The 13,007-nt window shown below is 60.3% G+C and carries 10 protein-coding genes; 4 read left to right on the top strand and 6 right to left on the bottom strand.

The window, feature by feature from the left end; translation table 11 throughout:
• Both Q0K10_RS00265 and Q0K10_RS00260 read right to left on the bottom strand, forming a co-directional pair.
• Complete coding sequence (locus tag Q0K10_RS00265) at positions 1 to 609, bottom strand: DUF6624 domain-containing protein (protein ID WP_294501631.1); 609 nt, start codon at positions 607 to 609, stop codon at positions 1 to 3.
• Positions 606 to 1,100: a flavodoxin domain-containing protein gene (locus Q0K10_RS00260; RefSeq protein WP_294501628.1), complete on the bottom strand. Its 495-nt coding sequence runs from the start codon at positions 1,098 to 1,100 to the stop codon at positions 606 to 608. The genes Q0K10_RS00265 and Q0K10_RS00260 overlap by 4 nt, the downstream gene beginning before the upstream one ends.
• A gap of 451 nt (positions 1,101 to 1,551) precedes the next feature.
• Here Q0K10_RS00260 and Q0K10_RS00255 point away from each other — a divergent pair, with 451 nt between their 5' ends.
• Complete coding sequence (locus Q0K10_RS00255) at positions 1,552 to 2,508, top strand: hypothetical protein (RefSeq protein ID WP_294501626.1); 957 nt, start codon at positions 1,552 to 1,554, stop codon at positions 2,506 to 2,508.
• 148 nt (positions 2,509 to 2,656) lie between these two features.
• Complete coding sequence (locus Q0K10_RS00250; protein WP_294501623.1) at positions 2,657 to 4,411, top strand: L-fucose isomerase; 1,755 nt, start codon at positions 2,657 to 2,659, stop codon at positions 4,409 to 4,411.
• Positions 4,412 to 4,584: 173 nt separating this feature from the next.
• Here Q0K10_RS00250 and Q0K10_RS00245 read toward each other — a convergent pair whose 3' ends face one another.
• From Q0K10_RS00245 to Q0K10_RS00235, 3 genes are read right to left on the bottom strand one after another with little or no spacing between them, the layout of a single operon-like run.
• The gene (locus tag Q0K10_RS00245; RefSeq protein ID WP_294501620.1) at positions 4,585 to 6,732 is read right to left on the bottom strand and encodes a DUF2079 domain-containing protein; all 2,148 of its coding nucleotides are present in this window, start codon (positions 6,730 to 6,732) and stop codon (positions 4,585 to 4,587) included.
• Positions 6,733 to 6,764: 32 nt separating this feature from the next.
• The gene (locus tag Q0K10_RS00240; RefSeq protein WP_294501617.1) at positions 6,765 to 7,661 is read right to left on the bottom strand and encodes a phosphatidylglycerol lysyltransferase domain-containing protein; all 897 of its coding nucleotides are present in this window, start codon (positions 7,659 to 7,661) and stop codon (positions 6,765 to 6,767) included.
• A 2-nt stretch (positions 7,662 to 7,663) separates the two neighbouring features.
• Entirely contained in the window at positions 7,664 to 8,689 is a 1,026-nt protein-coding gene (locus Q0K10_RS00235; protein WP_294501614.1) for a rod shape-determining protein, read from the bottom strand.
• Positions 8,690 to 8,912: 223 nt separating this feature from the next.
• Here Q0K10_RS00235 and waaF point away from each other — a divergent pair, with 223 nt between their 5' ends.
• Positions 8,913 to 10,055 (top strand): lipopolysaccharide heptosyltransferase II, encoded by a 1,143-nt coding sequence (gene waaF / locus Q0K10_RS00230; RefSeq protein ID WP_294501611.1) that lies wholly within the window; start codon positions 8,913 to 8,915, stop codon positions 10,053 to 10,055.
• A 21-nt stretch (positions 10,056 to 10,076) separates the two neighbouring features.
• Positions 10,077 to 11,711, top strand: coding sequence for a hypothetical protein (locus Q0K10_RS00225; protein WP_294501608.1), 1,635 nt, complete (start codon positions 10,077 to 10,079; stop codon positions 11,709 to 11,711).
• A 7-nt stretch (positions 11,712 to 11,718) separates the two neighbouring features.
• Here the strand turns inward: Q0K10_RS00225 and Q0K10_RS00220 are convergent, their stop codons facing one another.
• Positions 11,719 to 12,942: a hypothetical protein gene (locus Q0K10_RS00220; protein ID WP_294501605.1), complete on the bottom strand. Its 1,224-nt coding sequence runs from the start codon at positions 12,940 to 12,942 to the stop codon at positions 11,719 to 11,721.
• Positions 12,943 to 13,007 lie beyond the last annotated feature (65 nt).

Below are 13,007 nucleotides of genomic sequence, written 5' to 3'. Positions count from 1 at the left end.
TCATGGCTTCCGCCAGCCGGTTCGGATGAGCCATTCGCGATACCCCCGCCGATAGCGTTCGAGAAACGCCGGGTCCGGCGTGAACTCCTGATTCTTCCGGAAGCGTTCAGTCGCCTCCGCGAGCGACTCCATGCCGAGTTCGCGGCGGCGGCGGTCGACCTCGGCAACCGGATCGTGCAGCACTGGCGAGAGCTTTCCATCGTCATCCCAGTCGAACTGCGTGCCGTACCGCTGCGGCAGCCCCTCGTACATGCGGATACGGTCCTCGAGGCGGGCGAGGTTGCACGGATCGACTTCACCTGCGGGGAGCTTTTGCAGGATTTTCAGCATCCGGCGCATGAATTCCGGACGGCTGATCGCGTGCTGGATGACGAGCCACGCCGCATCGGACGCTTCGCGCCCGGCTCTCGAGACGGAGGGATAGCCGAATTCAGCGATGATTTTCTCCAGTTCCGCCGCATTTTCGAGATGGACTTGTTCCATCTCGGGGCAGTATCCCTCGAAAAGCCGCCCCGCTTCAAGCAGGTGGCGGCGCATTTTCTCATCGCGGTCGCGGAGCGCGACAAGACGCGCCGCAACCGTTTCGCCTTTCGGCGCGGGATCGCTCATTTTCCCTCCGGAAAGAGCTCCAGCGCCTTGCGCGCGACACGCTCCCCGAAGATGCGGAACATCGCTTTGCTCTCTTCAAAATTCTCCCGCAGCGCGACTGCTCCGAGGTGCGTGTAGGGCGAACCGCAGGCTCCGCCTCCCGAGTAGACCAGCATTCCCTTGACCAGCATGTGACAGAGCAGCGTCTGGAGCGCGATGTCGGCTCCGCCCTGCGCAAAGTTGGCCGTGGCGAAGACCGCGCCGAGTTTGCCGCCGAGCGGACAGGGCGCGGGTTCGTCGAACCACTTCTTCCACTGCCAGCAGGTGCTGGCCAGGTAGGTCGGCGTGCCGAAAAAGACCGCCTTGCTCGCGTCGAGAAACTCCTTGTCGATCGCATCGAGCGGGAAGAGGCCGACTTCGACGCCGGGCACGGCGCGCGCTCCCTCTGCGACGACCTCCGCCATGGTGCGGGTGTTGCCGGTCTGGCTGAAGTAGAGAATGGAAATTTTCATGATGACTTTCTCCTTTGATTCCGCTTCGTGTTGTATAGTGTACCACGCTTTTGTGAAAAAGCAAAGGCGAAAAGTTGATTTCAACGGTTTCAGCGTCCCCCCCCCTTTGAGCCCGGCCGGCGGCGTCAGGCGGACCCGCGGTTCGGTGAGATCGAGTTCGGAGGTGATGCCTTCATTCGCCCTCTTCGAGATACGATACGAATTCCTCCCGTTTCTGCGGCAGGTCGTGAGAGAAGCCCTTTCCGACCGGGAGCCGTTTCTTGAATTGCGCGGCAGGCCCGGCTTGCAATTCCTCCGCAGGGGTGTTATTTTTTTCTGAAAAGAACTGGGACGAAGAACGTTCCGGATGAGAAGCCCGGTGGCTTTACTGAATCGAAGCAGATTTCAAACTCTTCCAAAACAGGAGGTGAGAATGAAAAAGTCGAAATTCGTTGTCGAGGAGTGGGGTCAAATGTCTCGTACTCAGCGTTTTTCGCATGGTTGCCGGGGATGGTTTTCCGGAGCGGCGGCTTTGCTGGCGATGTCGCTCTGTGCCGGAACTCCATGTTTTGCGGAGGAGAATCCCGTCGTTCCGGTGAAGGCGAAAATGCGTGAACAGTATGTCTCTCTCTCCCCGGAAAACCGGGCGCGGACGGGGGTGGCCATGTTTCGGGAACTGGTCGATTCCAACGGCCGCATCCATCAGAGAAAATTTCTCAACGCCGAGGGGAAGCCCTGTTTCGACCACAATGGCGTGGCCGGGTATGAGATCGAGTACAATGAGCAGGGGCTGCGAATCCGGATCGCCTATCTGGGACTGGACGGCAAATCTTTGATATTAAGCAGGGAAGGGGTTGCAGAGACCCGGAGCCGCTATGACTCCCGCGGCTGCCCGGTTCAGTGTCTCTTTTTCGGGGTTGACGGCCAGCCGTGCTATGACGCGGTGCAGGGAGCCGCCGGCTGGATCGCCGATTATGACGACCGCAGACAGCAGATCCGGCTCGCCTATGTCGACAAGGACGGCAAATCGTTGCTGATGACCCGGGAGGGGGTCGCCGACTACCGGAATTCCTATGATGAGAAGGGACGCCTCGTGAGGAAAGCGTTCTTCGACACTGCGGGGAGACCGTGCCTCGCGATCAACGGCGTCGCCGGCTGGACGGTCGAATATGACGGGAACAACCGCCCCGTCCGGACCTCCTATTTCGGTCTCGACGGCAAGTCTCCGGCTCTGACCGTGGAAAAGGTGGCAGGATTCCGCGACTCGTATGACGCGGCGGGCCGCCTGGTCCGGCGCGAGTTTTTCGGCGTTGACGGGAAGCCGTGTCTCCATTCCGCCGGCTGTGCCGGATGGAGCGCCTCCTACGACACACAGGGGCGGCAGACCGCTCTCACGTATTTCGATCTGAACGGAAAACCTGTGAAATGACGTTCCCTGCCGGATTCCGGATTTTGAAAAAACCGACCGGCATGTGAAAAAATCGATTTTTTTTCATTTCGGATGTTGATTTTGCCGTTTGGACGTTTATTATAACTGTATACACTTTTATCCCGCAACCAGACAAAAGAGGTGGAAAATGGTCAATGTGATGCCGAAAATCGGGATCCGCCCGGTCATCGACGGGCGCCGCAAGGGAATCCGTGAATCGCTCGAAGTCCAGACGATGAACATGGCGAAAGCCGCTGCGGAACTCATTGGAACCCTGAAGTATCCGAACGGCAAACCGGTCGAGTGCGTGATCGCCGATACGACCATCGGCGGCGTGAACGAGGCCGCCGCCTGCGCTGCGAAGTTTGCGCGCGAAAACGTCACCGCCACGCTGACCGTCACGCCGTGCTGGTGCTACGGCTCCGAGACGATGGATATGGATCCGCTGACCCAGAAGGCGGTCTGGGGATTCAACGGCACGGAGCGTCCCGGCGCGGTCTACCTCGCGGCGGTGCTCGCCGCCCATGCGCAGAAAGGACTCCCCGCGTTCGGCATCTACGGGCGCGACGTGCAGGCTGCCGCAGACACTTCGATTCCCGACGATGTGCGCGAGAAAATTCTCCGTTTCGCCCGGGCCGCCGTCGCGGTCGGCATGATGCGCGGAAAATCCTATCTCTCGATGGGCAGCGTTGCGATGGGCATCGCCGGTTCGATCGTCGAGCCGGATTTCTTTGAAGAGTACCTCAACATGCGCTGCGAATCGGTCGACATGTGCGAAATCATCCGCCGCGTGAACGAGAAGATTTACGACGAAGAGGAGTTTGAGCGCGCTCTCGCCTGGACGAAAGCCCATTGCAGACAGGGCGAGGACGTCTACAACGGCGCGAACGGCAAGACCCCCGAACAGCAGGAGAAGATCTGGGAGTATGTCGTCAAAATGACGATGATCGGGCGTGACCTCATGGTCGGCAATCCGAAACTCGCAGAGAAGGGATTCCGCGAGGAGGCCGAGGGGCACAACGCGATCGCGGGCGGCTTCCAGGGGCAGCGGCAGTGGACCGACCACATGCCGAACGGAGATTTCATGGAGACGATCCTGAACTCCTCGTTCGACTGGAACGGCATCCGCGAGGCGTTCGTCCTCGCGACCGAAAACGACGCGCTGAACGGCACGGCAATGCTCTTCGGACACCTGCTCTCGAACAGCGCCTCCGGGTTCAGCGACGTGCGCACCTACTGGAGCCCCGAGGCCGTGAAGAAAGCGACCGGTTACGATCTCGAAGTGCCGGGCCTGATTCACCTCATCAACTCCGGCGCGACCACGATGGACGCGACCGGCCGCGCGACGGCCGGCGGCAAGCCGGTCATGAAGCCGTTCTGGGAACTCTCAGAAGCAGAAGCGGAGGCGTGTCTCGAGGCGACTTCCTGGGTCCCGGCGAACCTCGGTTATTTCCGCGGCGGCGGCTTTTCGAGTCACTTCCTGTCGAAAGGCGGCATGCCGATCACCATGTCGCGCCTGAATCGCGTAAAAGGGCTCGGCCCCGTGCTGCAGATCGCCGAGGGGTATACGTACGAACTGCCGGAAAAGGTTCACAAGATCATCGACGACCGCACCGATCCGGGCTGGCCGACCACCTGGTTCGTGCCGAATCTGACCGGCAAGGGCGCGTTCAAGGATGTGTACAGCGTCATGGCGAACTGGGGCGCGAACCACGGTGCGTTCAACTACGGACACATCGGCGCGGATCTCATCACGCTCGCGTCGATGCTGCGCATTCCGGTCTGCATGCACAACGTTCCGGAGGAGAAGATCTTCCGCCCGGCGGCGTGGAATGCGTTCGGCATGGACAAGGAGGGAGCCGACTACCGCGCCTGCGCGAACTTCGGGCCGCTCTACCGCTGACTTTGCGCGACGATCGGGGAGGGGGGATTCTCTCCTCTTCCCGGTCTCTCCATGAATCGAGCCTCATCGCAGAGATTGCGCTTTGCGATGAGGCTCCTCTGCGCATAATCCGGACCGCAACGGGACACTCCGGCAGGCGATTTTCAGCATGGTCCGCTGTTGCGTTGCGTTGTTCAGCGGCGCTCTTCCCGGATATCGACCGCGAGCTGCCCGGCGTTCGTGGAGATCGGGATTTCGACCAGAAACACGGTCCCCGGTTCGACCAGGGAGACGGCCCGAAGCCCATTGGCGAACGTGACCGACCGGACAAACTGGTTTTCTCCAACGGCGAGGCGGATCAGAAAACGGAACTTCCCTTCCGCCTTTTGCTCAAGCCGGAAGAGAAAACGCAACGCACGTTCCGACATCTGCAGCCGCACGGAGAAGGTTTCGGAATCGAATTTGAGCGGGATTCCGGATTTCTCATACTCCTCCTGCGTCATTTTGAACAGGAACGGCAGAGCAGGAGGCGCAACGGGGGACGACAGTTTGCGGAATACGACGAATTCATACCCGTACCAGTTCGCAGATGTGACCGGCACAATCGCCGGATCCTTCAGAAGCGTCTCATGGATCCGTTCACTCTCCGCTCCCGGCTGTGCTTCCAGCAGATAGTATGCTTCCGGTTCTGCCGGTTCCTCCGGTGCGCGGGTCGGATGATCGAACAGCAGCTGCGCCCGCAGACGTTGCGTGGCGTGCACCGTCGCGCCGGGCGGCAGGGCGGATTTCAGATAATCGATGACTTTGCCGCTTTCCGGACGCTCGGCGATGATGGAGAATGGGTACTTCCCGAGAAATGCGCTCCGCCCCGTCAGCAGGTAAAGTGCGAAAACCCCGAAGAGCACTGCGGTGAACGCCCCGAACAATTGTCGTTTGCCGCGCGCCGCAAACAGCCTTCCCGCACCGAAAATCGCCGCCGTCACCACCAGGCAGTTCAACTCGACTCCGTATTGAAGCACCGTGTTCTGAAGATCGCGGCTCGATTGCAGGCAGACTCCGGCCAGCAGCGGCACTCCCGCGAGCAGCAACTTCGGAGAGCTGCGCAGGAAAAAGAGAAACGGTAAAGAAAGAAACAGCACAAACTCCAGATTGTTCAGCGCCAGAAGTGTCCGCCAGAACGCCCCCGGCTTGAGAATGGGAGAGAGCACCACCTCCAGCGGCGTGTTTCCGAGCTGGGAGTAGTGGAACATCTGATTGTAATTTTCGCCGGAAGCCGTTCCCGCCCCCGGGATCACCCAGTGACTGAGGCAGTAGAAGAGCAGCACCATCGCGCCGCCGAGCAGCACAGCCCGGAGGTATTTCCGTTCCGCCGCGAGCACAAGCGCATAACCGAACCAGAAAATCGTCGCGGTCTCCTGAATGCAGAGCGTGAGCAGCGCGATCACCGCTGCCGCCACGTTCCTTTTCCGCTCCCGGAAAAGAAAGAAAAGCAGAAAACAACTCGGCAGCAGATTGATCGGATGAAATCCGTAAAACAGCGACAGCGGTTGATTGCTCACCACCGGAGTGAAGAAAAATAAAACGGAAAATGCCGCCGCCGCCCCGGGAGGCAGTTTCAACTGCCTCCCCAGCAGATAGACCAGCGGAACGGCGGAATAAATCATGGCGCTGTTCATGAGAAACACGGTTTCCGGTACGGGTGCGAGACGGAGCGCCGCCGTCATCAGCAGGTTCATCGCGCCGTTCCAGTGGCCTCCCGCCACAAGCCAGTCATGCAGCGTCGCACTTCCGGAAAACGCCAGCTTCAGATAATGTTCCGCATAGATTCCCCAGTCGGAATAGTAGAGAAAAAGAGTGTCGCAGGCGCGTTTCTGCATGTAAAATCCCCAGAGACAGCCCGCGACCGCAAGCAGAAGCGAAAAAAACAGCCCCCCTCTGGACGACAGATGGAACCGGGGCGCGGAGGACGGCAGCTCCGCGACTCCCGCGCCGTGCCGGTAGAACCCCCAGGCAATGAGGAGAATTGCCGCAAGCAGCACAATCGGCGTAGAGTTGACGGGAAACAACAGCAGCGCTCCCGCGCCGATGAGCGGAAACCACTCTTTCGCGCTGCGATGCAGCCCGGCTGTTCCCCCGCTGCGGAGCGGCAGAAGGATCAGCAGAAGAATCGCCGCAGTAACGGCCAGGATCGTGCCCGATGCCGGGACCGGCCGATGGTAGAGAACCCGGTAAATCGGGTCGTAGACGCTGAGACTCCAGAAGAAGTAACGGATTGCAACAGCGGCGGCGGCAGTCTCCGCCAGGAGAAGCACGATGACTCCAGCTTTTCCGAACCTGCTCAAGCCCGCGTCTCCCATGGCGCAGTGCCTTTCGATCAGTTGATTCCGCGCAGGAAGTAGCGCTTGAAGAACCGTTCCGGGTCGAGCGAACGTTTCGCATGACGCAATGACTCTTCGTTCATATCCTGTTCGCGGTTCATGAATTTCGCCTTGTTGCGCAGCTTGATCGCGAGCTGCCAGGTGAGCGTCTGAGGAGCTCCCTTTGCGGAGTGATCCGCCTTTTCAAAGTGGATGTCCACCGTATCCGGAGAGAGCATGCTGTAAACCGAGAATCCTGCCGCATACCCCGGTTCCGCGTAGAGGATGATCCCGCCGAGCTTGAGTTCGTCGAAGTTCTCCCATGCACGGTTCATCGCAAGCTCCTCCTCCTCAAGGAATTCACACGGAGGAAGGCGCGAATTCAGCTCCCGTGCGAGCTTCGCGGCGGCGGGAAGCTCCTCCCGGGTGATCTCCCGCACCTCGGCATAAGGCCAGTTGGTCTGGAACTGCTTGACCAGATTGTGCTTTTTCCGGAGTTTCGGACCGGAGAAAGTCGCGATCTTCTCGATGGAATAGAGATAGTCAATCGCCCCCTCGTCGTACTCCAGCTCGAAGAACTGGTCGCAATCGGGATGACGGTCGAGAAACTCCTCCGGAACATCGTAGATTCCCCCGTCGGTGAGTCCCGCCTCGACGAACGCGTCGGAAATCTTCCGCAACTCTTCCGGCATGGTCCAGCGGCCGATCGGATAGTGGATCGTCCGGCTCACCCGTTCATAGACGACGATGCGCCCGTCGTGTTCGACAAATTCAATTCCGTATGGCTGCTGGTACATGAACAGATTCGCGAAACTGCATTCGCAACTCTGAGAAGAGAGTTCCGCAAGTTTCGATTCAAAGAGTTCACGGTCAGAGAGTTCTACGGGACGCAGAGAGTTCAGATCAATTTTCATTCTTACGCAGACCAGATGCTGTCTTCCTGGAGCATGACACCGGTTCCCTTGGCCACCGCGTTGAGCGGTTCCTCGGAAACGAACACGGGCAACCCCGTTTCTTCGGTTAAAAGTTTATCGAGACCGCTCAGCATGGCGCCACCGCCTGCGAGCATGATCCCTCGGTCGATGAGATCCGCAGCGAGGTCGGGAGGACACCGTTCCAGCGTTGCCCGGACCGCCTCGATGATCGTCGTGACCGGTTCCTGGAGCGCCATGCGGATCTCCGCCGCGGTGATCCGGACGGTTTTCGGCACGCGGGAAACCAGATCGAGACCTTTGACTTCAAGACTTTCGTCATCCTTGACCGGATAGGCGCTGCCGATCCGGATCTTGATCTGTTCAGCGGTCAGCTCCCCGATCATGAGGTTGTAGACTTTGCGCAGGTGCTGAGTGATCGCCGAGTCGAGTTCATCGCCGCCGACCCGCACGCTTTTGGCTCCGACGATGCCGGAGAGCGAAATCACCGCCACTTCAGTTGTCCCGCCGCCGATGTCGACGATCATGCTGCCGGCGGGTTCCGCAACGGGCAGTCCGACGCCGACTGCGGCGGCCATCGGTTCTTCGATGAGCACGACTTCGCCGGCTCCGGCCCGTTTGGCCGAATCCTTGACGGCCCGTTTTTCCACCTCGGTGATGCCGGAGGGGACGGCCACAAGAACACGGGGGCTCAGCAGCCGCTTGCGCCACGGCACATAACGGATCGCCTTCTGGATAAAATAGCGGAGCATCTCCTCCGTGATCTCGAAATCTGCGATGACGCCGTCTTTCATCGGGCGGATCGCGCGGATGTTGCCCGGGCATTTTCCGAGCATGCTCTTGGCTTCGCTGCCGACGTTCAGCACTTCGTGGGTGCTCTCTTTGATGGCAACGACGGACGGCTCGTTCAGAACGATCCCGAGATCCCGCACGTAGACCAGGCAGTTTGCAGTACCGAGGTCAATTCCGATGTGGGTCGAGAAAAGTTTTGCCACGCATTGAGTGCTCATCGAACCTGTATCCTGAATTGTATGGAAATTTGACACACAAAATAATTCTCAATTAATATAATAAACCTTGTTTTGCCGGAAAATGCAAGCACAAACTTGGATTTTCTTGCAAAAGTGCGCAGATTTTCGGCCGGGAGATTGAAAAACACTTTGTTTCATGGTATTTTACCCCGGCAAAACAAATGTTGTTTTCTTTTTCCATTATTGAAGGAGATCGCGCAATATGGAGGCGCGCCCGGTTCATTTTCTGGATATCCGGCGGGATTTCCCGTCGCCGCAGTTCAAGGTGATTCCGCTCCGTCACGACCAGTGGCGCAACGGGATGGTCGTGCGTATGCCGAACCATCTCGGCGACGCGGTGATGGCGCTGCCTGCGCTCGGGCAGCTGCGGAAGATCGTTCCGGAGAGTTGCGCACTTTACTGCCTCGCGCCGGCCGGGCAGAGGGCGCTCTATCATGCGCTGCCGTTTGTGGACGGCGTGCTCGGTCTGGAACAGGTGCACAAGGCGTGGAGCCGTGAAGAGTTTCTCGCGCTCAGGCGGCAGCGGTTCGGGATCGGAGTGCTGTTCAACAACTCGTTCCGCGATGCGTTGACGATGTATCTGGCCGGCGTTCCGAATCTCTACGGTGCGAAGGCGCGCTGCCGGTCGTTTCTGCTGCGCCGCGCTTTCGCGTTTCCACCCCGGCCGGATCGGGCGCCGGCGGAGATCCACCATGCGAACCGCTATCTTGCAATCGCTTCCGCTCTCGGCGCCCCCGCCTGGGACGGCGCGCTGCCGGAATTCCGGCTGACGCCCGAGGTGGACGAGCTGCCAGCTCCGATCACGGCGCTCTGCGGACATCCGAAATTGCTGACGATCGCCTCGGGAGCGGCCTATGGTGCGGCGAAGCGGTGGCCGGGCGAATGCTTCCGTGAAGTGGCCGCTCACTGGATTTCACAGGGAGGGATCGCAGTGGTGCTCGGTTCGGAGTCCGAGCGTGCGATCGGCGACGAGGTCATCGCCGGGCTGGATGTGCGCAAGGCGTACAATCTGTCCGGGCGGACTTCCCTGATCGAACTCATGCATCTTCTGAGGAATTCGTTGCTCACTGTGGCGAACGATTCGGGGATCATGCACCTCTCGGCCGCGCTGGGACGGCCGGGAGTTGCGGTGTTCGGTCCGACCGACTATACCGCGACCGGTCCGATCGGTGCAAACTGGCGGCTGCTCTATGAGAAGCAGGAGTGTTCTCCCTGCTTCCGCCGGGAATGCCCTTTGGGAACGCAGAAGTGCATCCGGGCGATCACGCCTGCGATGGTGATCGCCGAGATGGATGCGATCGTAGCGGAAACAACCTGCCGGGTGCGGAAAGCCGCTGCGAAGTAGCACCGGCTGCGGGAGGCTCAAGTGGATCGGCTCGGGTGCATGCTGTTTTATTTCTGTGGCGGCAGCGGGGCGGATGCGGAGATGGTTTTCTCCCTCTGCGGTGAAGAGCCGTTTCACTGGAACGCCTTGAAACCCGTGACAGTCTATGGTTTCCCGAACGGGTTCGGATATGAATCCGGGAATCCGCCGTTGCTGCGGCTGCGGGTCGATGCGGCGGGAATCTGGCTTGAGGCGTGCAGCTGTACGTTCCCCGAGCCTCCTTTCGACCGGGTGCAGGTGTTCACGCGGGAGGAGGCGGGGCGGCGTTTCCGCTGTTTCCGTTTTGTCTGGGCGCCGGACGGCAGGCGGGTCCGGCTCGAGGCCGACGGCGAAATCGTGGCGGCAGCCGACCTTGTGGAGAAAAAACTCATTGTGCGCGGCGGCGATGGTCGCGCCGCCGCTTCCGGCGACTGGTCTCCGCAGGGGCACGACTGGGACGATTCTCTGCTGGAAGAGTTCGACCGCAGTCCAGGGAAGCCGCTGCGCAAACCGCTCTGGCGCCCTGTGCGGAAGCTCACGACTCCGGTCCGGCTCTATTTATTTCTGACGACTTACTTCGGGCTGGTCACATTCTGGATTGCGGTCGGTCTGGCGGGCGCGCGTTACGTGACGTTCGCTCAGGCGCTGTTCGGTTGGATCGCGCTGCGTTCCGCAAACCGGATCGTGCAGTGTTTTGCCAATCCGTGGAGGATCCGGATGGAGGCGGCGATTCCGAATCCGGGAGAGCCGTCTCCGCAGGAGCGAGAAGCTGCCGTAGCTGCACGCAACCGGTTGGTAACGAGGTATCTGCTTTATCTGCTCCTGGCTGTGACCGGGTTGTGCGAATTGTTCCCCGAGTGGATTCCATGGGCGGCGATCGTGACGGTTTATACCTCGAGGTATGTTTCGATTCTGCTTGATCTGCTCGGGCTCCGGAGTCCTGAGCGCAGAAGTTTCGACCGGCTTCTGGAGATGAACGGCTACCAATGGGAGGTGAGACGCCAGCTCCTGCGCAGCCATGTGCCGAAAATCCCGTTTCTCGTTCAGGTTATGAAGAAGCATTGCGCAGGTAAGCGGGTCGTCATCGGCGTTTCGGAGCGTTTCGGCCGTTCGACGGAATATGACGAGGCGGCGGAGATTGTGACCGGGCCGCTCCGGGAACAGGCCGAGGCCGCCGGCGTGACGCCGGTCTTTTTCGCGGACGGACTGACTTCCGCCGCGCTGGATGCGTCGTTCGGAAAAGTCGGGGACGCGGCTGCATTCTTTTCGTTCAGCGCAGGCTGGAAAGCATGGACCGGTACAGCGTTATGGCAGCGCCCGAAAGAGGAGCGTCCAGCGATTTTCGTGACGGAGATCACCGCGATGGAGTTCCACGAAGCGTTCGAGGCGATCCGCGACGGGAGGCTGCTCGGAGCCGGGATTGCCGCACTCAAACGCGACCATCTCGATCTCGCCTCACTGCTTCCGGAAGAGCTCCGGTCGCCGGAGGACGATGCTGTGAGAGTCGCGCGAGGGGAAACGGCGAATCTTCTTCCCGTTGACCGCGACAATCTCGATGCTGTTCTTGAAATGCTTGTAACGAGCGGACTTGAGACGTTCCGGCCGTTGTTGCCATCGGGGAGGCGCGGAGCGCAGTAAATCCGCTCTATTGCCGACGCCGCCGGGAGAGTTCCGCTGTTTCGCGGGCCCCCAGGTGGACGGGAGGTGCGAACAGCACCCGGATGGCGGAGGGGCGGCAGCTGGAATCGATGCGCTCGGCCACGGCCACGGTTCGCGCGACATAGTCATCCCGACAATCGGGGCAGTGAAGAATTTCGGTTTCCAGGTAGCTGTTGCCGTTGCGCAACGGCAGAGCTTCGAATTCCGTGAACGTGCCGCGTTCGAGCTCTTCGCGAAGTCGCAGCGGATCCGGCGGGAGAGCCCGCTGCCGCAGCGAGAAAAAGTGTGTGAGTTCCCGGCCGCAGCGATCGCAGCGCAGCTCCGGCGTGCGCGGTTTTCGGACGATGGCCACAGGAGTGAGAATGAGCACGAGCGCTTCCAGCGCCCAGTAGCCGTACCACTCCCAGGCGCCGACAAGCCGCTCCCCCATGCCGCGGATGCCGTCTTCCGCGAGAAATCCGATCACGCGTCCGAGCCGCAGCGGGTCGAAGATGAGTCCGAGACTCCAGAAGTCGTTCAGAATCCAGATCCATCCGACCCAGGCGAGATAAACCGACCAGACTCCAAGTGCGAACGCCGCGAGGCATTCCATCCTTCTGGAGTGGCAGCCGCACCATTTTGCGAGCAATGCGATGCCGCAGCCGTTCAGCGCCGCAAAGACGAAGAGCGCAGCGATGACGACTGCAATGTACGGGACGAAAAAGTTCACCAGCGCATAGAGAAACCCCAGGGCGGGAAGCACGAAGAGCGCCCACGCCACCGCCGCAAGGAGGAACCCTTTGCCGCACTTGCCGTCCGGCGTACGGTAAGGCGTGCCGTGGCCATGCCGCGTGTTGGTCGCTGCCGGGAGGGGACTGGCCGGGAAAGCCGGGTTTTGTGCCGCGTTGGCCGCGATTTCAGCTTCGTTGCGCTCGACCCCTTCGACGAGGGTCCGCCATTCCGGTGAATGTCCGGGCTTATTCAGGGATTTCCGGGCGAGGAGTGTTGCCGGGAGGACGAAGAACGGCCAGAGCAGATTGGCCGGGAGAAGAGAGTTCCACAGAAGTTTTTTCAGTTCCCTCCGCAGGCATTCGGGACACCCGGCGATCATGGCTTCCCGCCAGTCGACCGCTGCGATCAGGCAGGTGATCCGGAGGATCTTGCAGACTTTGATGTTTTCGCACCGGCTGCCGCAGCGCGGGCAGCGATTGAGCCGTTCGGCATCGGGCATATCGTATTCTCCGCGGTTGTTATCCGCATAAAATACCGCGAATGACGGGGAAAGTCAACGGCGTT

Origin of the sequence: uncultured Victivallis sp., from assembly GCF_944391105.1 — a bacterium.
GTDB lineage: Bacteria > Verrucomicrobiota > Lentisphaeria > Victivallales > Victivallaceae > Victivallis.
The sequence above is the reverse complement of the archived record's forward strand: the minus strand, read 5'-3'. Positions and strand labels throughout refer to the sequence as shown.